This window comes from Streptomyces sp. TS71-3, assembly GCF_018327685.1.
Lineage (GTDB): Bacteria > Actinomycetota > Actinomycetes > Streptomycetales > Streptomycetaceae > Streptomyces.
The window spans coordinates 1,983,223-2,007,259 of the sequence record NZ_BNEL01000001.1; the positions used below are offsets into that span (position 1 = coordinate 1,983,223).

A 24,037-nucleotide genomic window follows, 5' to 3' on the forward strand; every position below is an offset into this window, starting at 1 on the left:
CACACTGCGCAGGGTACCGCTCACAGCCCGAAGCGACGTTGGAGACTGCCGAGCTGCCCGGGCAGTCCGGGCCCCGCCGGTGCCCCGCCGGCCGGCCCCGCAGGACGCCCCCCGCCGGGCACCCCGGGCTCCCCGGGCACCAGCCCGACGTCGTGCTCGGCCATCAGCGTCTCGGTGGACTGGAGCAGAACGGTCCCGGCCCCGACGAACTCGAACTGGTGCTCCTCGCCGGACGCCCCGCCGATCCCCGTCCACGCCCGCACCCCGCCCAGCAGGCCGGTCAGGTACCCGTGGTCGTAGTGGTGGCAGGGCGACGGGCAGTCCGCCCAGCCGACCAGTGCCTGCGGATCCACCCGGATGGGCGGTTCGATGAAGACCACGGGGCCGTTGGACGCGGCCACGAACTTGCCCGTGCCGATGAGAGTGAGGAAGCCCGGGACGATGGACTGCTTCAGCGCGAGAGTCGGCTGAAAAGCGAGCAGGTTGCCGGAGCGGATCGTCAGGTTGCCGTCGTCGAGGTCGTAGGAGTTGACGTCGAAGGCGCGGTCGGCGAGCAGCATCTTGCCGTGCCCCTCGGCCACCACCCAGTCGCTCGCGTGCAGCGGGGAGTGGAACGACGTCCGGATCAGCCGGTCGAGGCTGCCGTGCCCGACGCCGTTGAACTCCATCGACCCGTAGTGGGCGATCATCCTGCCCTTCTGGAGGAACCACCGGGTGCCGGTGAGCTCCACGCAGAAGGTGTAGTTGTTGACGTTGTCGTCGACGGGCAGGGTCGCCGGGTCGTACACCACGGGCCCCTGCGCTGCGGGGTACGAGGTCACAGCTTCTCCTCCGAGGCCTGGACGTACACGGTGCCGCTGCCGGACAGCTCCAGCTGGAACGCCTCCCCGGAGCCGCGGCCCACCATCTCCCGCCAGCCGATCGCCGCCGAGAGCCTGTTGCGCACCTCGCCGCGGTGGGCGACGTACGCCTGCGGGTCGACGTGCACCGGGTGGTCCGGGGCGATCGGCAGCTCGATCACGCCGCCGTGCGCCAGCACCGCCAGGGAGCCGTGGCCCGACAGCGTCGTGGTGAAGAGCCCCTGGCCGGTGACCTGCCCGCGCACCATGCCCATCACCCCGCCCTGGGAGCCCATGAACATCGTGCCCTGCCTGAGGCTCCCGTCGAAGGCGAGCAGCCGGTCCGCCTCCACGTACAGGGTGTCGCCGGCGAGGTCTATCACCCTGACGTGGTGGCCGCCGTGGCCGAAGAGCACGGTGCCGCTGCCGTCCACCGTCATCAGCGGCGTCGCCTCGTTCGCCACCCGGCGGCCGATCATCGACATCAGGCCGCCCTGCCCGCCCTGGACGCTGGGCGTGAACGACACCTCGCCCGTGTAGGCGAGCATCGCGCCGCGCTGGCTGAAGAGCGTCTGGCCGGGGGTCACGGTCGCCTCGACCATCTTCGCGTTGAGCTCACGGAACGGCATCTCAGACATCCCCCGCGACGGTGCTGCGCTCGCTGGGCTGGACGTAGACCAGGCCCTCGCCCTCGAACCGGATCTGGAACGCCTCGCCGCCGCCCTCGCCCAGGAAGGTGCGGAACGTCACACCCGACTGGAAGGTCTGGCGGATGTCGCCCTGGTGCGCGACGTAGGCGCCCGGGTCGACCGTGAGCGGGTACTGCCCGCTCACCCGCAGCGCCACCGCGGGCCCGTCCGACATGATCGCCGCCTGGCCGTGGCCCTCCACCGTGGTGGTGAACAGGCCGTTGCCCTGGGAGGCGCCGCGCAGCCCGGTGAACGTGGTGCCGGTCCGCAGGCTCGCCTCGGTGACCAGCAGGTTGCCCGCCTCGACGTGCAGCTTCTCGCCGGTGAGCCGGACCAGGTTGATCTCGGTCGCCCGGTCGGCGAACCAGCACGTGCCGTGCCCCTTCACCTCCATCACGGACATCTGCTCGCCGGTCAGCCGGCGGGTCACCATGCCGCGCAGGCCCTCACCGCCGCCGCTCAGCTTCTTGAAGGTCATCCGTCCGTCGTAGGCGACCATCGAGCCGCTCTTCGCCTTGACGGCGTCCCCGTCCATGTCGATGGCCAGCACTCTGCTGCCCTGGAGTCGAAACACAGCCACGCGCAGACCGTATCGGCCGCGGACATCCCGGCACAGGGCGGACGCAAGGATCAGGACCGCTGCCCCATGCGCCGGCCGATGCGGGGCACGATGCGGTGTGAGGCCCCCTGGGCGCCGCACCCGGCGGTGGCTGCGTCAGAATGGACCTGCTTGTGCCCGTATTCACAAGTACGAGAGGGCACGCCAAGCACGCCGGTCCCGGCCCCGGGACCCGGCACCCCGGCCCCGGCCTTCCGGGGACGGCCGCACTCCCACCGAAGGTGACCCGTGGACCTCAAGACCGCCTCCGCACTCCGCCGCCTCCGACTGGTCTCCGCCCCCGAGGCCGTCTCCTTCCTGCTGCTGCTCATCTGCTCGGTGCTCAAGCGCACCACCGACTTCAACGCCGTCCCGGTGATGGGCTCCATCCACGGCGTGCTGTTCATCCTGTACGTGCTCTTCTGGCTGGACGCGTGGAAGCGGGCCAAGTGGTCGAAGGGCACCGGCATCCTCTACTTCGTCCTCGCGGTGCTGCCCACCGGCGGCTTCTTCGCGGAGCGCCGGCTGCGGCGCGAGTCCAGGGACGCGGCCATCGCCGCCAGCGCGCGCCGTGAGGGGGTCGTCAACGCATGATCGTGGCCTTCTCCGTGACGCCGCTGGGTGTCGGCGAGGACGTCGGGGAGTACGTGGCGGACGCCGTCCGCGTGGTCCGGGAGTCCGGGCTGCCCAATCGCACCGATGCGATGTTCACGTCGGTCGAGGGGGAGTGGGACGAGGTGATGGACGTCGTCCGGCGCGCGGTCGCCGTCGTCGAGGAGCGCGCGCCACGGGTCTCCCTCGTCCTCAAGGCGGACATCCGGCCCGGGGTGACGGACGCACTCACGTCAAAGGTCGACACGGTGGAACGCCACCTGTCCCAGTAGCCGCCACCCCACTCACCCCCCACCGCCGGGCACCGGGCACCCCGCCCGGCCCCTCCGGCCCGACGCCCGCCCGGCGGCCCTCGCCGTGCTTTTCGCGCAGTTCCCCGCGCCCCTTCTCAGGGCCCTGCCCCTCTGGGCCGCTGGCCGTCCGCGGCTCTCGTCGTTGCTTGTCGCGCAGTCCCCCGCGCCCCTAAAAGACGGGGCTACGCCCCGATCAGGGCCGCGGGGACCAGCACAAGCAACCACAAACCCGAGCCACCGAAACGGACCCAGGGGCGCGGGGAACTGCGCGAACACCCCGACGGTGGGATAGCCGAAAAGCGAGGCGAGCCCGCCATGGCCCGAGGGGCGCGGGGAACTGCGCGAACACCCCCGCGGTGGGAAAGCCGGAGTACGAGGCGAGCCGGCCATGGCCCGAGGGGCGCGGGGAACTGCGCGAACACCCCCGCGGTGGGAAAGCCGGAGTACGAGGCGAGCCGGCCATGGCCCGAGGGGCGCGGGGAACTGCGCGAACACCCCCGCGGTGGGAAAGCCGGAGTACGAGGCGAGCCCGCCATGGCCCGAGGGGCGCGGGGAACTGCGCGAACACCCCCGCGGTGGGAAAGCCGGAGTACGAGGCGAGCCGGCTACGGCCCAGGGGCGCGGGGAACTGCGCGAACACCCCGACGGTGGGATAGCCGAAAAGCGAGGCGTGCCCGCCACGGATCCAGGGGCGCGGGGAACTGCGCGAACACCCCCGCGGTGGGAAAGCCGGCGAACGAGGCGAGCCCGCCACGAACCAGGGGGCGCGGGGAACTGCGCACAACACACCGACCGCGGGGAAGCCGGGGAGCGAGGCCAGCCCATCACCCCCCAAGGGGCGCGGGGAACTGCGCAAGAAGCCCCGGCCGTAGGGCGAACCGGACGTCGGGGGTCACCACGGGCTGCGGCTGGATTGCGGATGCACCCGCTCGCCGTCACAAACCCCTCGCTCGGCCCCTCCCGGTTCGACACCACCCCCCATCTCCCTTTCTGTGAGTACAGCGGCTCTTTCGACACCACACAATGGAGGGCGCTGTGCGGCCGGAGGGCTACGACTACGACACCCACAGCACGCTCGCAGGACCCCTCACCGAGCCGGACGAGGACCCCTACCGGGTCCGGTACCGCTCCCTGCTGGCCCAGGAGCCCCACCGCATCCGCGCCGTAGCCCTGATGGCGCTGGCGCCCCTGCTGACGGGGGTCCTCCTGGTCTATCTCGTCTGGCCCTCACACTGGACCGAACGGGAGGGCGCAGACCGCTGGCTGACCGGTCTCGACACGACGATGCTGGTCATCATCGGCCTCATCGAGCTGTTCATGCTCGTCAACGTGCTGTCCATCGCCCACGCCACCCTGGTCGCCCGCGACCCGATACCGGTCGTCCCCGAGCCCGGCACGCGGGTGGCGTTCCTGACCACGTTCGTACCGGGCAAGGAACCCCTCTCCATGGTCGCCGCCACCCTGGAGGGCGCCATGCGCGTGCGGCACACCGGACCGATCGACGTGTGGCTGCTCGACGAGGGCGACAGCGACGAGGCCAGGGAGCTCTGCGCGGCCCTCGGCGCCCGGCACTTCTCCCGCAAGGGGGTGCCGGAGTGGAACCAGCCCAGCGGCCCCCACAAGACGCGCACCAAGCACGGCAACTACAACGCCTGGCTCGCCCTGCACGGCGGCGACTACGACTTCTTCGCCTCCGTCGACACCGACCACGTGCCACTGCCCAACTTCCTGGAGCGGATGATGGGCTACTTCCGCGACCCGGACGTGGCCTTCGTCGTCGGCCCCCAGGTCTACGGCAACTACGACTCCGCCGTCACCAAGGCCGCGGAGTCGCAGCAGTTCCTCTTCCACGCCCTGATCCAGCGCGCCGGGAACCGCTACCGCGCGCCCATGTTCGTCGGCACCAACAACGTCGTCCGCATCCCGGCCCTGCTCCAGATCGGCGGCCTGTACGACTCGATCACCGAGGACATGGCCACGGGATTCGAGCTGCACCGCCGCAGGAACCCGTACACCGGCCAGTACTGGCGCTCCGTCTACACGCCCGACGTGCTGGCGATAGGGGAGGGCCCGGTCACCTGGACGGACTTCTTCACCCAGCAGATGCGCTGGTCGCGGGGTACGTACGAGACGCTGTTCAAGCAGTACTGGAAGGCGCCGCTCACCATGCCCGCCGGCCGGTGCTTCTCGTACACGCTGATGCTCGTCTACTACCCGATGACCGCGGTCAACTGGCTGCTGGGCATCCTGAGCTGCGTGCTGTTCATGTGGTTCGGGGCGTCCGGGACGCAGGTCGCGGCCTCGGTGTGGCTGATGCTCTACAGCGACGCGGCGGCGCTGCAGATCGGCCTGTACCTGTGGAACCGGCGGCACAACGTCTCCCCGCACGAGCCGGAGGGCTCTGGCGGCCTCGCGGGCATGGTGATGTCCGCGCTGTCGGCGCCCATCTACGCCAGGTCGCTGTGGAGCGCGGTGCTGCGCAGGCCGAGCCGGTTCGTGGTCACCCCCAAGGGCGGCACGGGCGGCGCCGACCGGCTGATGACCTTCCGCATCCACCTGGGCTGGGGGATGGTGCTCGTCTCCTCCCTCGCCGCCTCCGTGGTGCTGCACCACACGCACGCGGCCATGCGCACCTGGGCCTGCCTGGCCCTGGCCGTCTGCGTCGCACCGCCCGGGGTCTGGCTGTACACCTGCCTCGCGCCCCGCATCCGCGCGGCCCGTCGCCCGGCCCCGGCCTCGACCCCGGCCTCGGCCCCGGTGCCGGTGGCCGAGCCGGAGCATGCCAGGCCGCTGGCCACCAGTTCCCGCGTCACGGCCGCGCCGGAGACGGTCGGTGGCGGGGCGCCCGGTGGGAGCTGACGTCCGCGCGGTCAGCCCCGCGCCGCGCGGGCCAGCCCCACCGCGTACTGCGGCCACCAGGTGCCGGCCGCGGGGCCGCCCCGGCACTGGCCGTCCGACTCCCCGGGCCGCTTGATCCACAGGTAGGCGTCGACCAGCGGGTCGCCGGTGTGCAGGGTGGGCGGGGCGCCCAGCGCGCGGCCCGGCGGGTTGCACCAGGCGGTGCTGTGGTCGCCGGCCAGCGGGCCCCTGCCGTTGCGGCTGGTGTCGACCACGAAGTGCTTGGTGCCCGTCCCCGCCAGGGCCTCGGAGAGCCGGTGGCCGTAGGCCCTGGCGGCGCCGGTCGTCTGGAAGTTGGAGACGTTCAGCGAGAAGCCGTCCGCGTGGCCGATCCCGGCGCGGCCGAGCGGCTCCACGAGACGGCGCGGATCGGTGATCCAGGCCGGGTTGCCCGCGTCCAGGTACACGCGGGTGTGCGGCTGCTGCTTGAGCCGGTCGATCGCCTGGGAGAGCAGCTGGTACCGCTCGGCCTGGTACGGGGGAGGCGTGCAGCCGTCCACCGCGTGGGCGACCGCGTCCGGTTCGAGGACCACCCACGCGTGCGTGTCGCCGAGGGCCGCCGCGAACCGGTCGATCCACTGCCGGTAGGCCGCAGCGTCCACGGCCCCGCCCGCCGAGTGCTGGCCGCAGTCCCGGTGCGGGATGTTGTACGCGACGAACAGCGCGGTCGTGCCGTGTCTGTCCGCGCCCTCCGTGGCCGCCCGCATCATCGCGCCGGGATCGTCCCCGGCCGGCCAGATGGCGGTGGGCTGCCGGGCGATGAGTTCGAGCAGCCGCGCGTCTGACGCCCGGCCGTGCCGCTGCCAGTCGTCGGCCTGCCAGGCGGCCGGGCTCGACGGGTCGACCCAGAAGGGCGCCACCGCGCCCTGCGCCGGTGCCGCGCCGCCCGCCGACGCCGTCGCCGCGCTCTGGGCCGTGCCTGAAGAGGAGCAGCCCGTCGCGGCCCCCAGCCCGCCGAGCAGCGTCAGGGCCGCGAAGGTACGGATCAGCCGGGACATCCTGCTCCCTTGGGGCGAGGTGACAGCAAGCCGGGCCCGGCCGCGTCGGCACCCTGGCTGGCACTGTGATCCGGACCACATATCGGTGCGGCAATCCTGGCATAGATGAACTATTCGCCCCGGTTGCAACACCGCCGAGCTCCGGCCCGTGGAGCGGACGGGAGTCCGACGGACGGTCAAGGGCCCCTCGTACCACCCCGGGAGCGCCTGCTCCTATCATTGAGGAGCCTGCCCCTGCGCCGAGGGCTCGCCGCGCCTGCTCGCGGCGTCGCGACCGAGGGGTGAGACGAGATGCCCACTATCCGGAGACCGTCAAAACCCGGACCGGTAAGGTCGGCAGGGTGTCAAAGCCGCTCAGTCTCGCCTTCGACCCGATCGCCCGCGCGGATGAACTCTGGAAGCAGCGCTGGGGATCCGTGCCGTCGATGGCCGCCATCACGTCTATCATGCGCGCCCAGCAGATCCTGCTCGCCGAGGTCGACGCGGTCGTACGGCCGTACGGCCTGACCTTCGCCCGGTACGAGGCGCTGGTCCTGCTGACCTTCTCCAAGGCGGGTGAGCTGCCGATGTCCAAGATCGGCGAACGTCTCATGGTGCACCCCACGTCGGTGACCAACACGGTCGACCGCCTGGTGAGATCCGGCCTGGTCGACAAGCGGCCCAACCCGAACGACGGCCGCGGCACCCTCGCCTCCATCACCGACAAGGGTCGCGAGGTGGTCGAGTCGGCCTCCCGGGACCTGATGGCCATGGACTTCGGCCTGGGCGCGTACGACGCCGAGGGCTGCTCGGAGATCTTCGACCTGCTCCGGCCGCTGCGGGTGGCGGCGAACGACTTCGACGAGGCCTGACCCGGGCATGCCCGGCGGGCTCCGGAGCGCTCCTCGGGCCCGTCCCCACGGCTCGACCGGCCCGGTTGCGCGGCGGGTGGGGGCGCCCGGGGAGCGCGCAAAACGGGCGGTTACTCTCCTGTCATGAGGAAAAGCGTGCTGACGCGCTACCGCGTCATGGCCTACGTCACCGGTGTGCTGCTGGTGCTGCTGACCCTCGGCTGCATCGCCAAGTACGGGCTCCAGATGAACGGCGCCGCGGGCTTCGTGACCGCCGTCGGCATCGCGCACGGCTGGCTGTACGTCGTGTACCTGATCTTCGCCTTCGACCTCGGCTCCAAGGCCCGGATGCCGCTGCCCAGGCTGCTCTGGGTGCTGCTCGCCGGGACCATCCCGACGGCCGCGTTCTTCGTCGAGCGCCGTGTGACCCGCGAGCTGGAGCCGAAGATCGCGGAGGACGCCTCGGAGCCGGTCAAGGCCTGAGCCGTCCGCCCTGCCGGGGGTCGGCGGACGGTCGGCGGACCCCCTGCGGGTGGCCGCCTTCAGGGGCCGGAATCACGCGTCCCTGAAGGGCGCGACAGGGTGCGGCAGGGTTCAGCAGGCACAGGAGCGTCCCGTAGCCATCGACAGTTACTAGGACGTCCTAGTAAAATTCCGTGGTATGCACGCTGATGCGATCGAGGAGGGCCGCCGACGCTGGCAGGCCCGGTACGACGCCGCCCACACCCGCGGCGCGGATTTCACGACGCTCTCCGGAGACCCCGTGGAGCCTGTTTACGGGCCGCGGCCCGGCGACACCTACGAGGGCTTCGAGCGGATCGGCTGGCCGGGCGAGTACCCGTTCACCCGCGGCCTGTACCCGACCGGTTACAGAGGGCGCGCCTGGACGATCCGCCAGTTCGCCGGCTTCGGCAACGCCCGGCAGACCAACGAGCGGTACAAGATGATCCTCAAGGCCGGCGGCGGCGGCCTGAGCGTGGCGTTCGACATGCCGACGCTGATGGGGCGCGACTCCGACGACCCGCGATCGCTCGGCGAGGTCGGGCACTGCGGTGTCGCGATCGACTCCGCGGCCGACATGGAGCTGCTCTTCGAGGACATCCCGCTGGGCGACGTCACCACCTCGATGACGATCAGCGGCCCGGCCGTTCCCGTCTTCTGCATGTACCTGGTCGCGGCGGAGCGGCAGGGCGTCGACCCGGCCGTGCTGAACGGCACGCTCCAGACGGACATCTTCAAGGAGTACATCGCGCAGAAGGAGTGGCTCTTCAAGCCCGAGCCCCACCTGCGCCTCATCGGCGACCTGATGGAGCACTGCGCGGCCGGGATACCGGACTACAAGCCCCTCTCGGTCTCCGGCTACCACATCCGCGAGGCCGGCTCCACGGCCGCCCAGGAGCTCGCCTACACGCTCGCGGACGGCTTCGGCTACGTCGAGCTCGGCCTCTCCCGCGGCCTCGACGTGGAACGCTTCGCGCCCGGCCTCTCCTTCTTCTTCGACGCGCATGTCGACTTCTTCGAGGAGATCGCGAAGTTCCGCGCGGCCCGCCGCATCTGGGCCCGCTGGATGCGGGACGTGTACAGCGCGAAGACGGAGCGGGCGCAGTGGCTGCGCTTCCACACCCAGACCGCCGGCGTGTCCCTCACCGCCCAGCAGCCGTACAACAACGTCGTGCGCACCGCCGTGGAGGCCCTCGCCGCGGTGCTCGGCGGCACCAACTCGCTGCACACCAACGCCCTCGACGAGACCCTCGCGCTGCCCAGCGAGCGGGCCGCGGAGATCGCGCTGCGCACCCAGCAGGTGCTGATGGAGGAGACCGGCGTGGGCAACGTCGCCGACCCCCTCGGCGGCTCCTGGTACGTCGAGCAGCTCACCGACCGCATCGAGGCGGACGCCGAGAAGATCTTCGAGCGGATCCGCGAGCGCGGCGAGCTGGCCCACCCCGACGGCCGGCACCCCATCGGCCCGATGACCTCCGGCATCCTGCGCGGCATCGAGGACGGCTGGTTCACCGGCGAGATCGCCGAGGCCTCGTTCCAGTACCAGCGGGCGCTGGAGAAGGGCGAGAAGCACGTGGTGGGCGTCAACGCCCACACCGCCTCCGTCACCGGCGAGCTGGAGATCCTGCGGGTCAGCCACGAGGTGGAGCGCGAGCAGGTGCGCGAACTGGGGGAGCGGCGTGCCCGCCGCGACGACGCCGGGGTGCGCGGGGCGCTCAGCGCGATGGTCGAGGCGGCGCGGTCCGGGGCGAACATGATCGAGCCGATGCTGACGGCCGTCCGGGCGGAGGCGACGCTCGGGGAGATCTGTGACGCGCTCCGAGAGGAGTGGGGCGTCTACACGGAGCCGCCGGGCTTCTAGGCGCGCAGGGCGCCGTACGGCGCCCACGAGGCGGGAGAGAGCTTTCTGGGGCCGGTGGCCGTCCGCGGGTCTCGCGGCGGCGGATCGCGCAGTTCCCCGCGCCCCGGCCAGCGCGCGCCGCTGCCGCTCTGGGCCGGTGGCTGTCTGCGGGTCTCGTGGTGGTTGCTCGCGCAGTTCCCCGCGCCCCTTTGGTGCGGGGCTGCGCCCCGATCAGTGTCGCGCCGCTGCTTCTCTTGGCCGGTGGCTGTCTGCGGGTCTCGTGGTGGCTGGTCGCGCAGTTCCCCGCGCCCCTGAATGACGGGGCTGCGCCCCGATCAGGGGCGTGGAGATCGGGGCGCAGCCCCGTCCCCAAGGGGCGCGGGGAACTGCGCGAGCAACCACGATGGCGAGACGGCGAAACGAGACGCGAACCCCCCGACGGCAGGGGCGCGGGGAACTGCGCGAGTACCCGACGCGGCGGGAGAGTGGCCGGAGAGGCGAACCCCCCCATATAAGGGGCGCGGGGAACTGCGCGAGAACCCGACGCGGCGGGAGAGTGGCGCGAGAGGCCAACCCCCTATAAAAGGGGCGCGGGGAACTGCGCAAAAAAGCGGGCCACCACCAGCAGGTGGCAAGGTGAACGGCCGACGGGGCCAGGCCCCGGCAAGCCCGCCGCAGGCGAAAAGCCGCGCCCCCGCAAGGGGCCGTGACGGCCTACGCGGGCCCGGCCAGGGGAGCCACCGCGGCCGCCAGGCCGCCCCCCAGGAGCGCCACAAGCCCCCGCACCCACGCCCCGTCCACGTCCTGCCCGCTGACCAGCATCCGATGCACCACGGCCCCCGCCACCACATCGAAGATGAGATCCGCACTGCGCGCCGCGTCCTCGGCACCCGCCGCAGGCGGCAGCTCACCCCGCGCCTCCGCCCGCGCCCGCCCCAAAACCACCAGCCGCTTCTGGCGGGCCACGATCGAGTCCCGGATCCGCGCCCGCAGCGGCTCGTCCCGGGTGGATTCGGCGATCACCGCCATCAGCGCCGTCTTCGTCTCGGGCCGTTCGAGCAGCGCGGCGAACTGCCGGACCACTCCCTCGATGTCCGCGGCCAGGCTGCCCCGGTCGGGCAGCTCCAGCTCGTCGAAGAGGACCGCCACCGCGTCCACCACCAGCTCGTTCTTCCCGGCCCAGCGCCGGTAGAGCGTGGTCTTCGCGACCCCCGCGCGAGTGGCGACGTCGCTCAGCGTCAGTTTGGACCAGCCGAGATCGACCAGCGCGGCACGGGTCGCGTCCAGGATCGCGGCATCGGTGGCGGCGTTGCGAGGGCGGCCGGTCCGGCCGGTCCGGGGGCCGGAACGGGCAGGGCTGTGGGGGGCCATGCAGGCGACCATACCGGCGGGTAGCCCAGGCGCCGCGAGGGCGCCCCCCGGTGAGCAGGATCACAGCACGTCAGGAGGGCTCGCGCCCCGTGAACCGGCGGGGGCAGTTACGCTACGACCCGTAGCGAAAGCCGTGGGAGAGCGGCTGCCGCCCGGGGAGAACGGCCGCCTCCGAGGAGCCTGCCCGCCGGGCGCGCGGCCTCCACCGGGGTCCCGCACCGGCGCGGGGCGGCCGGCGGCGCGGCACGGAGCTCGCTTTTCGTCATGCTTTTCACTGGGGCGCGCTGAAGGGGGAGGATGTACCCATGCAGCCACGGAACATGTCCATGAGCGGGGTCGTCGACCTCGGCGCGGTGAAGGCGGCCCAGGAGGCCAGGACGAAGGCGGAGCAGGCCCGTGCGGACGCCGCACGGACGGGCGGCGGTGGAGCCGTCTCCCCGGCGAGCCTGGTGATCGACGTCGACGAGGCGGGCTTCGAGAGCGCGGTGCTCCAGCGCTCCAACGAGGTCCCCGTCGTCATCGACTTCTGGGCCGAGTGGTGCGAGCCGTGCAAGCAGCTCAGCCCCCTGCTCGAACGCCTCGCCCACGAGTACAACGGCCGCTTCCTGCTGGCCAAGATCGATGTCGATGCCAACCAGATGCTGATGCAGCAGTTCGGCATCCAGGGCATCCCGGCGGTGTTCGCGGTGGTGGCCGGCCAGGCCCTGCCGCTCTTCCAGGGTGCCGCCCCGGAGGCCCAGATCCGCCAGACCCTCGACCAGCTCGTACAGGTCGCGGAGCAGCGCTTCGGGCTGACCGGGCTGACGGTCGATCAGGACGCCGAGTCCGAGGAGGGTGAGGCCCCCGCCGGAGCCCCCGCCCAGCCCGCGGGTCCGTACGACGCCCTGCTGGAGGCCGCCGTCGCGGCGCTGGACAGCGGCGACCTGGGCGGCGCTGTCCAGGCGTACCAGAGCGTCCTCGCGGAGGACCCGGCCAACCCCGAGGCCAAGCTCGGCCTCGCCCAGGCGGAGCTGCTCCAGCGCGTGCAGGGCGCCGACCCCCAGCAGGTGCGCGCCGAGGCCGCCGACAAGCCGGACGACATCGCCGCGCAGATCGCCGCCGCCGACCTCGATCTGGTGGGTGGTCATGTCGAGGACGCGTTTGGACGACTTGTCGACACGGTCAGGCGCACCGCGGGCGAGGACCGCAACAGCGTCCGGCTCAGGCTGCTCGAACTCTTCGACGTGGTAGGCGCCGACGACCCCCGAGTGGCCACCGCCCGTAGGGAACTTGCACGTGCACTCTTCTGACCAGTCGCTAAACGCAGGGCGTTGTGATGCCGGCGTGAAGGTTCTCTGAAGGAGGCGCGCGGCGGCCGCACTTTGCCAAAACTTGGGGAAAGCGGCCGCTGTTACTCCCAGTAAGAACCAGCCGAGTATCTGTCCGGATACGTTCCTTCTTGGGTGATCCGGCGTCACACCGTGCCACACTCGGTGTGATCAACCGATCTCGGCCTGTCGCACTTCAGTTATCCATCCGTTACTGCTCAGTAACGAACCCCCTTGTGCGGGCGCCAAGAATGGACCACGATCGGCGACGCTCGGTCCATTCCCCACAGCCCGACGGCCAGTCGTGTGCGCGAAGGGTTTGGGTCCCCACCGAGCGGGCGGGTACCGCTGGTGCCGGCCTTGGACAGGGGGGTCCTTACCGTTTTCGCGGTAGGGCCTGTCCGGAAGGTTGCGTACGTGCGTGAAGCGCAGCCAAAGTGGTTGTCGCTCGGGGGTGATCGCCGGTTTTTGGGCGCATGCAGTGCCTCCGAAGCGGGCGCTCTCCTTCCCGAGGACGTAGCACTTCTCCCATCCCTGCCCGGCTGAACCGCCCGATAAGCAGCAGTCCGGGCTGGAGATGTACGTCCGAGAAGGAGGAAAGTCATGGAGTCCGTGGCTCGTGGCGGAACCAGATGGAAGCGGTTCGCCGTGGTCATGGTGCCGAGCGTCGCGGCGACGGCCGCGATAGGCGTCGCCCTTTCGCAGGGTGCGCTCGCGGCATCGTTCAGCGTGTCCGGTCAGCAGTTCAAGGTGACTGCGGACCGTCTTGACGGCACCGGTTTTGTGCAGTACGGCGCTGTGGACAGCGGCAAGTCGGGTGACCACCCGGTCGCCGTGGTCGGCTTCGACAACGCGGAGATCACCAACCTCTGCCAGTCGGTTGTCGTCCCGGTGCCGGTGTTCGGCGACGTGTCGATGACGCTCAAAGCCGGTGCACCCGGTGGCGAGCGGGTCAAGGCGAACAAGCTCTACATCGACGCCGATGACCTGCACACCAACGCGACCTTCAACAAGATCGACATCGGTACCTCGGTGGACAGCACCACCAAGGGCCCGGGTCCGTCGAAGGGCGACAAGTACCTTCCCGACAGCTTTGCCCAGCAGGCCGAGTCCGCCACCTTCACCGACGTGAAGCAGCAGGCATGGGCCACCACCGCTGGAACCTTTAAGCTCTCGGGCCTGGGTATGAAGGTCCAGAAGGGCAAGCACGAGTGCTACTGAGCGCATCGTCGCTGAGACACTTGGGCTGAACGGCCGGGCGCGGGGGCGCGGGTCACCTCCCGTCCGTCCCCGTGCCCTCCGTATCCTGAACCGCACCATCACAGAGACAACGCCATTCCCGAGGAGCTGTACGACATGAGCGCCGAAGCGCAGGCAGGGTCGAGCGCACGGCTCGGCCGTATGCGCCGATCGTTCCGAGGGTGGCGCGGGCAGCGACCATTCTGGGGTGGTCTGCTGACGCTGCTGGGCGGCATCCCGATCGCGTACATTCCGTATGCCAACTTCACGCTCGGCACGATGACGATCAGGATGGCGACCACCGCGGGCGCCGGTTCCCTGATCATCGGCGTGCTGCTCGTGGTGCTCGGTCTGACGATGTGGTACCAGAAGCACTCGCGGGTGTTCGCCGGTGTCGCGGCGATCCTGCTCGGTCTGGTCTCGCTGGTCGTCTCCAACTTCGGTGGCTTCTTCTTCGGCTTCCTGCTCGCCCTCGTCGGCGGCGCACTCGGCATCTCCTGGGCGGAAGGCAGCGCGTCGGCCCAGGGTGCGAAGGATGATGACTCGAAGCCGGAGGACTTCCCGGCGAACGACGACCGTCCCGCCCCGCCCCCGGCAGTCGCCGGCGCCACTTACTCGGTGAGCGGTGAGCCGGGCGACCTGTTTGGAAACAACCGGCCCAAGGGGACGAACGGGAGGCACCGTGCGGGCTGACGAGGCGCACCACGAGGAATCCGCGGGTGACACCCGGGAGAGAGCCACGGGTCGCCATGCAGCAAGGCGGCATGCCGCTCCCAGGAAAGCCCTGTTCACCAGGTTGCAGATGCCGGCGGGCAAGGCGTTCGCCCTCGCGGCGATGCCGACCGCCGTCCTCATGGGCATGGGCCTGACCCCGACCTTCGCCGCGGCCAAGGGGCTGCCGAAGAACCCGGCCTCCGACGGGCACTGCGTCAGCCAGCCTGACGAGGTCCCCGACGACGGCAGCAAGAAGGCGGACGACGGCAAGACCACGGACGGCAAGGGCCTCTTCGACCAGAAGCCCGGTGCCTCCGACTCGGACGGCAAGAGCGACCCCTCGGCGAGCCCGTCTCCGTCCGCGTCGGCCACACCGTCCGGTTCGACGAAGTCCGCGCCCTCCGGGGACACCAAGGACGACTCGCCTGCCCCGTCGGCGTCGAAGAGCTCGGGTGGCCTGCTGGGCGACCTCGGCGACAGCCTCGGGAACGTGCTGTCGGGCGGCCAGGGCAAGTCGACGTCGTCCGACGCCGGGACCTCCACTCCGACTCCGTCGGCCAGCCAGAGCGGCAAGAGCTCGGACTCGCTGGTGGACAAGGTCGTGGGTTCCGCCACGGACACCGCCGGCAAGGTCGGTGACACGACCAAGAAGGTCACGGACGGCGTCAAGGACACCGCGGGCAAGGCGGCTTCGCCGTCTCCGTCCACCGGTGACCTGCTGGGCCAGTCGAAGGGCGAGGACGGCAGCCCCTCGTACCCCTGCGTGGTGGAGAAGAAGACCGCCGGCAAGGACGAGACGCCGCCGGTGCCGATTCCCAACCAGCCGTGGAACCTTCAGGCCAGTTCGCTTCTCCTGAAGGGTCTGAACTACGCGGGAGTCGTCAACCTCACGACGCCCGACGGCCACACCAAGCAGGTCCTGAAGTTCACCGCGGACGACGGCGTCGACATCGGCGACCTGCACCAGACCGTGGCGGGCCAGGGGGGCAAGACGTACCACGTCCAGGCCGCCTCCGGCTCGACGTCCACGATCCGTGGGGGTCGGGTGACGATGTACACGGAGAGCCTGTCGGGGAACCTGTTCGGTCTCATCCCGATCGTCTTCGACGCGGAGCACCCGCCGCCGCTGAACATTCCGGTCGCGTACTTCACCAACGTGAAGATCGTCCAGGCCGGCCAGTTCGGCGGGAACCTGACGGTTCCGGGTCTGCACCAGTACCTCACGGGCTGACCCGCTGCCTGGGTTCACCAGAGCGTTCCGGGAGCCGCACATAAACCGTGGCCCGCACCCTTCCGGGGGTGCGGGCCACGGTTGTTTTCCGCCCCGTGTGCGCGTCCGCTCCGGTCACCTCGCGTATCCGGTCGTGGACAGTGCTGACCTGCCGGAGGAATATCCGATAAATCATCGCTTGGAAGTATGAGTCATTGGGTAATGAGTGAAGCCGCTTCATTCATTGAAATCTCGCGCTGACTTTTCCGGGGGTAATTTCGGATTGTGGTCGATTTGAATTCGTGCTGCCGTTGAGAAGAAAAGAGAGCCCGTCAGATTTGGGAGGTGGTCGTGGTGTGCGGCGTCCGCGTTTGCTATGTTGAATCTCGGCTGAATTGAATTAATTCAGCCTCGAAGAAAGTCGGAGAGCGAAAGGTGGAAAGTACATGAATGTCAACGAGGTAACCGAGGCATTCGAGCTCGACGTGGTCGAGATCGCCGAAGACGGGGACGCCATGGAGACGCCGAACGCGTCGATGTGCTCGGCGACGATCGCCACCGCCCCCAGCAACCCGTGCGACTGCATCTGACCCGCTGACGGGTACGGAGGCGGCGGGCGGAGCGCTCCGCCCGCCGTTTCCTTCCAAGGACGAGAAAGTGGTGAGCACGCTGCCGAAGGACACCTCTTTGACCACTGCTTTCGCCTGTTCGGACGTGGTCCTGCTCCGTGCCGCGGTGCGAGAGGCGCACCCCGGTTCCCAGCCCGCGACTGACGAGGATGCCGACTACCTTCGTGCCGCGGCGAAAGACCCCCTGCTGCGTGAGGCCCTGTCGATCTCCAGTCCGTCCCTCATCCGCACCCTCGACGACGTGTGCGCCGGCCGTATTGCCTCGCCCAAGCGGATACGCCGGGCCGTGCGCGCCGTCAGTCGTTACCGGCTGCGCATGTCGAGCCGTGCGACACCGTTCGGGTTGATGGCGGGGGTGTCGACCGCGCATTTTGGTCCGCACCCCCGAGTGCGGTGGGGCGAGGCCCATGTCAAATGTGCCCGGGTGGATTTGGAGTGGTTCGGCGGAGTCCTCTCGGCCCTGGAGAGCGACGAGGCTGTCCTTCGGAAGCTCCGGGTGGTCGTAAATAATCTCTGTTTCGTGCGTGGTGACCGCGTCATCAATCCGTACGTTCCGCAGGCGGGGAAGGGTGAGACCCTCACCCGGGAGGTCTCGGTCAGGCTCACCAGCGCGGTTCGGGAGATATGGGACCGCGCCCGGTTCCCCCTCGGATGCACGGATCTGGTCGATGCGCTGGCGGACGCCTTCCCCGCTGCCGGCGGGGATCTCATCATGGCCTCGGTGGCGAGACTCGTGCGGGCCGGTGTCCTGGTGACGGAGCTGCGGGCGCCGCTGGACGACACCGACCCCCTGGAAACGCTCCTGTCACGGCTGGACGGCTCGGACGGCGCGTTCACCGCACGGACCGGCGAGGTGCTCGCCGAACTCCGCGAGGTGCGCCGCGAACTGGCCGCCTACGCGCGGACTCCGCTCGGCGAGCCCGGCCCCGTACTGGACAGGGTGACGGATCGTATGCGGCGGGTCCAGCCGGCCGACACTCCGGTGCAGGTGGACCTGCGTCTCGACGTCGACGTCCAGCTCCCGGACATCGTGCGCGGCGAGGTGGAGCAGGCCGCCGAGGCGTTGTGGGTCCTGTCGTCAGGACACCCGGGGCCCGGCTTCCTCACGGAGTTCCACGAGGACTTCATCGAACGGTACGGAGTGGGCCGGGCGGTTCCGCTGCGGGACGCCGTCGACCCGGACATCGGCCTGGCGGCCCCTGCGGGGTACCGGTTCCCGCGCAGCCCCCGCACACTCCGCGGAAAGCAGGTGGCGGACTCCGAACACGACGACCTGCTCCTCTCCTTGGCGCAGGGGGCGTCGATCGCGGGAGAACGGGAGATCGTTCTCGACGATTCCGTCCTCGGCGAAATCCGTGCCGAGGCCGGGACACCGCCGCCGTCCATGGACATGCTGGCCCACCTCATCTCCGATTCGACCTCGGCCCTGGCCGCGGGCGACTTCAGGCTGGTGGTGGTCGGCACGCAGACACTCGCCGGGGCCTTCGCCGGCCGGTTCGCCCCGCTCCTCGGACGGGACGGCGACCGGATAGGGGAGATGGTTCGCGGCCTGCCCACGTCCGCCCCCCAGGCCACACGCGCCCGGTTGTTCTTTCCGCCGCACCGGCCACGTGCGGGGAACGTGGCACGCGTGCCCGTCTGGGCGGACCAGCGGATCGTGCTGGGCTCCTTCGCCGACACCGGCCGGCCCGACACCCTGGGACTCCGGGATCTCGCGGTCGTGGCCACGCCCCGGCGGCTCGCGGTCGTGTCGCTGAGGACGGGACGTGAGGTGGTGCCGACCGTGCCCAGCACCATGGCCGTCGATCGGCAGGCGCCCAACGCGGGACGCCTCCTCCACGAGATCGTGCGGAGCGGGGAGCCGGCCTGGCCGGGGTGGCGCTGGGGGGCGGCTGAGTCGCTGCCCTATCTGCCCCGGGTCCGGGTCGGCCGTACCGTCCTGTCCTCCGCCCGTTGGAAGCCCGACGCGGCCCTGAGGGACCCGGCCGCCGGACCCGGGGAATGGCGCCGGTCGCTGAAGGAGTGGCGAGTGCGCTGGGGTGTTCCCGACCGGGTGCAACTCGTCGAGAACGATCAGCGGATCAGCCTGGACCTGACCTCCACAGGGCACCAGGACCTGCTGCGCAACGGACTGAGCCGCGGGCGGCCGGTCCAGCTCGTCGAACTGCCGGCCGGCGGGAAGTGCGGCACCGGGTGGCTGTCAGCGTCGGGCGGCACGGCCCGAGGGCGCACCAACGAGCTGGCTTTCTCCCTGGTGCGCCGCGAGGACACGGCAGCGCGTGGGGCGCCGCACGGAGAGAACGGGCCCCTCTCGCCTCCCGTCACCGGCGCCGCCAGAGCGGTCCACCTGTCCGGGCGCGCGGTGTTCCCGCCGGGCTCCTCGTGGCTGTACGCGAAGTTGTACTGCTCCTCGGAGCGGCAGGACGAGATCATCGCGCGGGCTCTCGCCGATCTGCTGGCGAAACTGCCGGACCTCCAGCGCTGGTTCTACATCCGCTACCAGGATCCCGACGCCCACCTGCGGCTGCGGTTCCACGGTGATCCCGCGGAACTCGCCGGCGGTGTGCTGCCCCTCCTCGGCGACTGGGCGAGTGGCCTGTCCGCCTCGGGCATGGCCGGCCGTCTCGTCCTGGACACCTACGATCCGGAGTGGGAGCGCTACGGCGGCCCGGAGGCCATGAGCTGCGCGGAGGAGTTCTTCCGCGCGGACAGTGCGGCGTGTGTCGGGCAACTCCGCCTTGAGCCGTCGTTGCCGCCGGTGATGAGCCGGCGGGTGCTGGCGGCGGCCAACTGCGCCGACCTAGCCGTTCGGCTCCTGGGGGATCGGGAGGCCGCCGGGGCGCTGTTCGACTGCGCCGGCACCTCCGGCGGCCACGAGGCGAGGGCCCTGCTGCACGGTGAGGCGAAAGGGCTCATCGACCCGGCCGGTGGCTGGGAGCGCCTGCGCGCCCTGCCGTCCGGGCCCGAACTGGCCGCCGTCTGGGACGAGCGGGCAGAGGCGCTGAACGCGTACGCCCAGCGGCTGCGGGACCTGAACGGAGCGCTCCCCCGATCGGTGCTCCCCTCTCTGCTGCACATGCACCACAACCGGCTCTGCGGCATCGACCGGGCCAACGAGGCGGCGGTCACCGCACTCGCGGCCGCCGCGGTCGACGCGCGGCAGAGGCGAGCGGGTCGGCCGCGATGACGCCCGCCATGCCGCCATGGGACCGGGCCGCGCAGTACGTGGAGGAAGTCTCCGAGCGCTTCTCGGACATCGAGGCCACCACCCGGATCTGGCAGGCAGGCGACTCGTGCGTGCCCTCCAGCCTCGACCGGGGCTGTGCGGGAATGTCCCTGCTCTACGCGGAGCTGGCCCACCGGGACACGGCCCACCGGGCGCTGGCCCACGCCTGGCTCACCGCAGCGGCGCGGTCGCGCCAGGAGCCGTCGACGGCCGGGATCTTCCGTGGCGCAGCCGCTCTGTCCTTCGCGGCTCACTGCGCGGCGGGGCACGGCGGCCATTACGCCCGCACCCTTGCCGGCCTCGACGAGCGCCTCGCCGCCATGGCGCGTGCCTGGGCCGAGCGTGAGGCGCGCCGGGTCGCGCTCGGAGAGGCGTGTGTGACCATCCATGCCTACGACGCGATCACCGGGCTGGCCGGACTGGGCGGCCACCTCGTCGCACGTGGGCTCACCGGCGCCGCCGCTCCCGTGCTGGAGGCCGTGGTCGCGCTGACCGACCCCATCGAGGTGTCCGGCGTTCGCCTTCCCGGCTGGTGGGTGGCACAGGACACGGCATCCTACGCCCCGACCGCGGTCAGGGAGGGCCACGCCAACCTCGGCATGGCCCACGGCGTCGCCGGTCTCCTGGCGCTCCTCTCCCTGGCCTGGCGCGACGGCTCACGGGTGGCGGGACAGCGGGAGGCCGCCACCGTGCTCGCCGGGTACCTGCTCGAACGGCGCAGGGACGACGGCGACGGTGTCTGGTGGCCCCCCATGCTCGGCCTGGACGGCGCCGAGGCCGCGCGGCCCAGGCCCTCATGGTGCTACGGGACTCCGGGAGTCGCCCGCGCCCTGTATCTGGCGGGCGCCGCCTTCGACGTCGCCGAATGGCGCGACGCCGCCGTCCGGGCCCTGCGGTCGGTGCTCCGCCCCTCCTCCACGCAGCCGCCCCTGAACGGACCGGGCCTGTGCCACGGATGGGCGGGCCTGTTGCAGATCACCTGGAGGACGGCTCAGGAAAGCTCCGACGACGAGCTTGCGGCACGGCTGCCGTGGATCGCCGCACGGCTCCTCGACGCGGCACCGGGCGCGGTGTGCGGCACCGTCCCGGGCGCCGCACGCCCCGGGTATGTTCCCGACGACCCGTTCGGGTTCCTCACCGGGGCTGCCGGGGCCGCCCTCGCGCTGCACACCTGCGCCACCGGCACTCAGCCCGCCACGCCCTGGGAGCGCGCGCTCCTGATCGCTTGACGGGGGTTTCGCGGCGGGCGGGCGGCACACTCATGAGAAGGCAACGATGACGAGGCAACGATGACATGGAAAGCGGTCCCCGGTTGGGTGGGCTCGGCGCAGGCGTTCCTGGCGGACGACTGGGGGCGGGCGCCCAGGGTGTTCCGCGGCTTGAGGCCCGAGACGCCGATCACCCTCGGGGACGTGGACCGGGCCATCCGACACAGGATGCTACGACGACCGCACGTCGAGATGGTCAGGGGAACCGACGAGATCCCCGAGAGTTCCTACACGACCTCCCGGCGCATGACCGGAAGCACGGTACCCGCCTTCGCCGACGGTGCCGCCATCGCCCGCCTGCTGAGGCAGGGGAGCACGCTGCTGCTGCGCAACGTGGAGCACTGGCACGCCCCGACGGAGCGGTTGACACGGGATTTCGAGACGGATCTCCGGCGCCCGGTCGAGGCGTTCTTCTTCGCCACACCAGCCGGCGCACAGGGGCTCGTCACTCACCGGGACGACGCCGACGTCCTGCTGCTCCAGATCAGCGGCAGCAAGAGGTGGACCGTGTACCCGGGGCCCGGGGACGGCAACTGGCGGCCGGGCCCTGCCGAGGAGGTGGGGGCCGCCGTCCTGGAGGAGACGGTACGCGCGGGTGACGTCCTCTACATCCCGCGTGGGTTCGCACACACCGCGTCGGGGGAGGAGGGGCTCTCCACCCACCTCTCCCTGACCGTTCGAGAGGTGGGCACGCAGGAACTCTACGCCGCCCTCCAGCGCACGATCATGGACGGTCTGGCGATCGAAGCCCGCCCGCTGGGCGAGCCGGAGCTGCTGGAGACCGCTGAGCAGCTACTGGACCGGATCCGCGCGGTTGTCCCGCGGCTGACGGCGGCGGACGTCCTCAGCGCGGCGCGAGGAGCCAGGACCCCCGAGCGAGGACGCCCGCCGTCCGACGGGGACGACCTCAGCACACTGCTGACCACCGGATGAGCTGCGGCGCGTGCCCGCGAGGAGGTTGCCAGGACCTCACCCTCCGAAGCGGGCTGTTCCCGTCGTGGCCGGGCCTCCGGCGGGTGGGCGGTTGCTCGCGCGGTTCCCCGCGCCCCTAGGTCCTGTCTGACAATTCCCGCCGGGCCCGCGACGTCTGGCACCGCACCTCGCCGCGTTGTCGGGCACGCCCACGTACGCCCAGTACGAGGGCGACCCTCCGCCTTGCGATGCACGGCACCAGACGCCGCGGGCTGATCCGCCGCGAATTGCCAGACAGGCCCTAGAAGGCGGGGCTCCGCCCCGATCAGGGGCGCGGGGAACTGCGCGCTCAGCAACAGGAGTGGCGAGCGTCGTCACCGAGCCGAGGGGGCGGTCTCGGTCGTTTCCGGACCACCGGCCGGTAGATGGTTGCTCGCTCCCCCACTGCCTCAAGGGCGTGGGAGGTACCCCCATCCCCGCGCCCCTGACGGGGCGCCGCGCACCGTCGGATCAGGCGGAGCCCAGGTGGTGCACCCGCACCATGTTCGTGGTCCCGGGCACCCCGGGCGGCGACCCGGCCGTCATCACGACGACGTCGCCGCTGTTGAAGCGCCCGAGCTTCACCAGCTCCGCGTCGACCAGCTCCACCATCGCGTCCGTGTTGTCCACGTGCGGCACCACGAACGCCTCCACCCCCCACGTCAGCGTGAGCTGGTTGCGGGTGGACACCTCCGTCGTGAACGCCAGGATCGGCTGCTCGGCCCGGTAGCGGGAGAGCCTGCGGGCGGTGTCGCCGGACTTGGTGAACGCGACCAGGCCCTTGCCGCCCAGGAAGTCCGCGATCTCGCACGCGGCACGGGCCACCGAACCGCCCTGCGTGCGCGGCTTCTTCGTGGTGACCAGCGGTTGCAGGCCCTTGGACAGCAGCTCCTGCTCGGCGGCCGTGACGATCTTCGACATGGTCTTGACCGTCTCGATCGGGTACGCCCCCACCGAGGACTCGGCCGACAGCATGACCGCGTCGGCGCCGTCCAGGATGGCGTTCGCCACGTCCGAGGCCTCGGCGCGGGTGGGCCGGGAGTTGGTGATCATCGACTCCATCATCTGGGTCGCCACGATCACCGGCTTGGCGTTGCGGCGGCAGAGCTCGATGAGCTGCTTCTGCACCATCGGCACCTTCTCCAGCGGGTACTCGACGGCCAGGTCGCCACGGGCCACCATCACCGCGTCGAACGCCATCACGACGTCCTTCATGTTCGCCACCGCCTGCGGCTTCTCCACCTTGGCGATGACCGGGACGCGGCGGCCCACCTCGTCCATGATGGCGTGCACGTCCTTGATGTCGTTGGCATCCCGGACGAAGGACAGCGCGACCATGTCGCAGCCGAGCCGCAGGGCGAAGCGGAGGTCCTCCACGTCCTTCTCGGACATCGCGGGGACGTTGACGGCCGCGCCGGGGAGGTTGATGCCCTTGTGGTCGGAGATCACGCCGCCCTCGACGACGATCGTCTTCACCCGGGGCCCGTCGACCTCCACGACGCGCAGCTCGACGTTGCCGTCGTTGATCAGGATCGGGTCGCCGATGGCGACGTCCCCGGGAAGGCCCTTGTACGTGGTGCCGCACACCGACTTGTCGCCCTGGACGTCCTCGGTGGTGATGGCGAACTCGTCGCCCCGCACCAGCTCGACCGGGCCCTCGGCGAAGGTCTCCAGACGGATCTTGGGGCCCTGGAGGTCGGCGAGGACGCCCACGGCCCGGCCGGCGTCCTCCGACGCCTGGCGGACGCGGTGGTACCGCTCCTCGTGCTCGGCGTGGGAGCCATGGCTGAAATTGAAGCGGGCCACGTTCATCCCGGCCTCGATGAGCGATGTGAGCTGCTCATACGAGTCAACGGCGGGGCCAAGTGTGCAGACGATTTTCGAACGGCGCATGGATCGGATCCTATCGGTTTGTTTCTGGGCGGAATTAACCGGAGTCCGCCGACTGGCAGAAGTGACACATGTGCGGCGCCTTGCTCAGTTGTTCGGCTACATCGGGCTGCAACGGACTACTCGGACTGCAG

Annotated in this window: 20 protein-coding genes; 14 read left to right on the forward strand and 6 right to left on the reverse strand. The window is 70.8% G+C overall.

All coding sequences use genetic code 11. The features are described 5' to 3' along the window. Nucleotides 1-20 precede the first annotated feature (20 nt). From Sm713_RS08180 to Sm713_RS08190, 3 genes are read right to left on the reverse strand one after another with little or no spacing between them, the layout of a single operon-like run. A complete protein-coding gene (locus Sm713_RS08180; RefSeq protein ID WP_212908983.1) occupies nucleotides 21-821 on the reverse strand; it encodes an AIM24 family protein in 801 nt (266 codons plus the stop codon). Further along, complete coding sequence (locus tag Sm713_RS08185; RefSeq protein ID WP_212911863.1) at nucleotides 818-1,468, reverse strand: AIM24 family protein; 651 nt, start codon at nucleotides 1,466-1,468, stop codon at nucleotides 818-820. The genes Sm713_RS08180 and Sm713_RS08185 overlap by 4 nt, the downstream gene beginning before the upstream one ends. 1 nt (nucleotide 1,469) lies before the next feature. Further along, nucleotides 1,470-2,108 carry an AIM24 family protein gene (locus tag Sm713_RS08190; RefSeq protein ID WP_212908984.1) on the reverse strand — a complete coding sequence of 213 codons (639 nt, stop codon included), beginning with the start codon at nucleotides 2,106-2,108 and terminating at the stop codon, nucleotides 1,470-1,472. Nucleotides 2,109-2,375: 267 nt separating this feature from the next. Between Sm713_RS08190 and Sm713_RS08195 the strand changes: the two genes are divergently transcribed. From Sm713_RS08195 to Sm713_RS08205, 3 genes are all read left to right on the forward strand, one after another. Further along, a complete protein-coding gene (locus tag Sm713_RS08195) occupies nucleotides 2,376-2,720 on the forward strand; it encodes a DUF3817 domain-containing protein (protein WP_212908985.1) in 345 nt (114 codons plus the stop codon). Continuing rightward, nucleotides 2,717-3,010 (forward strand): MTH1187 family thiamine-binding protein, encoded by a 294-nt coding sequence (locus Sm713_RS08200; RefSeq protein ID WP_212908986.1) that lies wholly within the window; start codon nucleotides 2,717-2,719, stop codon nucleotides 3,008-3,010. Before Sm713_RS08195 ends, Sm713_RS08200 begins: the two co-directional genes overlap by 4 nt. A gap of 1,056 nt (nucleotides 3,011-4,066) precedes the next feature. Next, the gene (locus Sm713_RS08205; RefSeq protein WP_212908987.1) at nucleotides 4,067-5,890 is read left to right on the forward strand and encodes a glycosyltransferase family 2 protein; all 1,824 of its coding nucleotides are present in this window, start codon (nucleotides 4,067-4,069) and stop codon (nucleotides 5,888-5,890) included. 11 nt (nucleotides 5,891-5,901) lie between these two features. Here Sm713_RS08205 and Sm713_RS08210 read toward each other — a convergent pair whose 3' ends face one another. Beyond that, nucleotides 5,902-6,927: a glycoside hydrolase family 6 protein gene (locus Sm713_RS08210; RefSeq protein ID WP_212908988.1), complete on the reverse strand. Its 1,026-nt coding sequence runs from the start codon at nucleotides 6,925-6,927 to the stop codon at nucleotides 5,902-5,904. Nucleotides 6,928-7,268: 341 nt separating this feature from the next. On the opposite strand from Sm713_RS08210, the gene Sm713_RS08215 reads away from it, so the two are divergent. The 3 genes from Sm713_RS08215 (at nucleotide 7,269) to Sm713_RS08225 (ending at nucleotide 10,119) form a co-directional block, all read left to right on the forward strand. Continuing rightward, entirely contained in the window at nucleotides 7,269-7,778 is a 510-nt protein-coding gene (locus Sm713_RS08215) for a MarR family winged helix-turn-helix transcriptional regulator (protein WP_212908989.1), read from the forward strand. Nucleotides 7,779-7,901: 123 nt separating this feature from the next. Next, nucleotides 7,902-8,240: a DUF3817 domain-containing protein gene (locus Sm713_RS08220; protein WP_212908990.1), complete on the forward strand. Its 339-nt coding sequence runs from the start codon at nucleotides 7,902-7,904 to the stop codon at nucleotides 8,238-8,240. A 178-nt stretch (nucleotides 8,241-8,418) separates the two neighbouring features. Then, on the forward strand, nucleotides 8,419-10,119 hold the full coding sequence (locus Sm713_RS08225; RefSeq protein ID WP_212908991.1) for a methylmalonyl-CoA mutase: 1,701 nt from the start codon (nucleotides 8,419-8,421) through the stop codon (nucleotides 10,117-10,119). Between the two features lie 693 nt (nucleotides 10,120-10,812). Here Sm713_RS08225 and Sm713_RS08230 read toward each other — a convergent pair. Further along, nucleotides 10,813-11,469 (reverse strand): TetR/AcrR family transcriptional regulator, encoded by a 657-nt coding sequence (locus Sm713_RS08230; protein WP_212908992.1) that lies wholly within the window; start codon nucleotides 11,467-11,469, stop codon nucleotides 10,813-10,815. Between the two features lie 305 nt (nucleotides 11,470-11,774). Between Sm713_RS08230 and Sm713_RS08235 the strand changes: the two genes are divergently transcribed. The 8 genes from Sm713_RS08235 to Sm713_RS08270 all read left to right on the forward strand — a co-directional run bounded on the left by Sm713_RS08235 (nucleotide 11,775) and on the right by Sm713_RS08270 (nucleotide 21,995). Next, a complete protein-coding gene (locus Sm713_RS08235) occupies nucleotides 11,775-12,758 on the forward strand; it encodes a tetratricopeptide repeat protein (protein ID WP_212908993.1) in 984 nt (327 codons plus the stop codon). Nucleotides 12,759-13,379: 621 nt separating this feature from the next. Then, a complete protein-coding gene (locus tag Sm713_RS08240) occupies nucleotides 13,380-13,997 on the forward strand; it encodes a DUF6230 family protein (RefSeq protein WP_212908994.1) in 618 nt (205 codons plus the stop codon). A 135-nt stretch (nucleotides 13,998-14,132) separates the two neighbouring features. After that, on the forward strand, nucleotides 14,133-14,708 hold the full coding sequence (locus Sm713_RS08245; RefSeq protein ID WP_212908995.1) for a DUF6114 domain-containing protein: 576 nt from the start codon (nucleotides 14,133-14,135) through the stop codon (nucleotides 14,706-14,708). Between the two features lie 109 nt (nucleotides 14,709-14,817). Further along, entirely contained in the window at nucleotides 14,818-15,960 is a 1,143-nt protein-coding gene (locus tag Sm713_RS08250) for a hypothetical protein (RefSeq protein ID WP_212908996.1), read from the forward strand. A 425-nt stretch (nucleotides 15,961-16,385) separates the two neighbouring features. Next, a complete protein-coding gene (locus Sm713_RS08255) occupies nucleotides 16,386-16,529 on the forward strand; it encodes a hypothetical protein (protein WP_212908997.1) in 144 nt (47 codons plus the stop codon). A 70-nt stretch (nucleotides 16,530-16,599) separates the two neighbouring features. Then, nucleotides 16,600-19,755, forward strand: coding sequence for a lantibiotic dehydratase (locus Sm713_RS08260; protein ID WP_212908998.1), 3,156 nt, complete (start codon nucleotides 16,600-16,602; stop codon nucleotides 19,753-19,755). Nucleotides 19,756-19,763: 8 nt separating this feature from the next. Then, on the forward strand, nucleotides 19,764-21,023 hold the full coding sequence (locus tag Sm713_RS08265) for a lanthionine synthetase C family protein (RefSeq protein ID WP_212908999.1): 1,260 nt from the start codon (nucleotides 19,764-19,766) through the stop codon (nucleotides 21,021-21,023). 60 nt (nucleotides 21,024-21,083) lie between these two features. Beyond that, nucleotides 21,084-21,995 carry a JmjC domain-containing protein gene (locus Sm713_RS08270; protein WP_212909000.1) on the forward strand — a complete coding sequence of 304 codons (912 nt, stop codon included), beginning with the start codon at nucleotides 21,084-21,086 and terminating at the stop codon, nucleotides 21,993-21,995. 489 nt (nucleotides 21,996-22,484) lie between these two features. Here Sm713_RS08270 and pyk read toward each other — a convergent pair whose 3' ends face one another. Continuing rightward, on the reverse strand, nucleotides 22,485-23,906 hold the full coding sequence (gene pyk, locus Sm713_RS08275; RefSeq protein ID WP_212909001.1) for a pyruvate kinase: 1,422 nt from the start codon (nucleotides 23,904-23,906) through the stop codon (nucleotides 22,485-22,487). Nucleotides 23,907-24,037: the final 131 nt, after the last annotated feature.

What these genes read in the sequence shown, in the direction of transcription:
- Sm713_RS08265 (WP_212908999.1), top strand. Translation starts at nt 19,764, where the DNA reads ATGCCGCCATGGGACCGGGCCGCGCAGTACGTGGAGGAAGTCTCCGAG.
- pyk (WP_212909001.1), bottom strand. Translation starts at nt 23,906, where the DNA reads ATGCGCCGTTCGAAAATCGTCTGCACACTTGGCCCCGCCGTTGACTCG.
- Sm713_RS08255 (WP_212908997.1), top strand. Translation starts at nt 16,386, where the DNA reads ATGAATGTCAACGAGGTAACCGAGGCATTCGAGCTCGACGTGGTCGAG.
- Sm713_RS08200 (WP_212908986.1), top strand. Translation starts at nt 2,717, where the DNA reads ATGATCGTGGCCTTCTCCGTGACGCCGCTGGGTGTCGGCGAGGACGTC.
- Sm713_RS08230 (WP_212908992.1), bottom strand. Translation starts at nt 11,469, where the DNA reads ATGGCCCCCCACAGCCCTGCCCGTTCCGGCCCCCGGACCGGCCGGACC.
- Sm713_RS08270 (WP_212909000.1), top strand. Translation starts at nt 21,084, where the DNA reads ATGACATGGAAAGCGGTCCCCGGTTGGGTGGGCTCGGCGCAGGCGTTC.
- Sm713_RS08245 (WP_212908995.1), top strand. Translation starts at nt 14,133, where the DNA reads ATGAGCGCCGAAGCGCAGGCAGGGTCGAGCGCACGGCTCGGCCGTATG.
- Sm713_RS08240 (WP_212908994.1), top strand. Translation starts at nt 13,380, where the DNA reads ATGGAGTCCGTGGCTCGTGGCGGAACCAGATGGAAGCGGTTCGCCGTG.
- Sm713_RS08220 (WP_212908990.1), top strand. Translation starts at nt 7,902, where the DNA reads ATGAGGAAAAGCGTGCTGACGCGCTACCGCGTCATGGCCTACGTCACC.
- Sm713_RS08185 (WP_212911863.1), bottom strand. Translation starts at nt 1,468, where the DNA reads ATGCCGTTCCGTGAGCTCAACGCGAAGATGGTCGAGGCGACCGTGACC.
- Sm713_RS08250 (WP_212908996.1), top strand. Translation starts at nt 14,818, where the DNA reads ATGCCGGCGGGCAAGGCGTTCGCCCTCGCGGCGATGCCGACCGCCGTC.
- Sm713_RS08210 (WP_212908988.1), bottom strand. Translation starts at nt 6,927, where the DNA reads ATGTCCCGGCTGATCCGTACCTTCGCGGCCCTGACGCTGCTCGGCGGG.
- Sm713_RS08235 (WP_212908993.1), top strand. Translation starts at nt 11,775, where the DNA reads ATGCAGCCACGGAACATGTCCATGAGCGGGGTCGTCGACCTCGGCGCG.
- Sm713_RS08225 (WP_212908991.1), top strand. Translation starts at nt 8,419, where the DNA reads ATGCACGCTGATGCGATCGAGGAGGGCCGCCGACGCTGGCAGGCCCGG.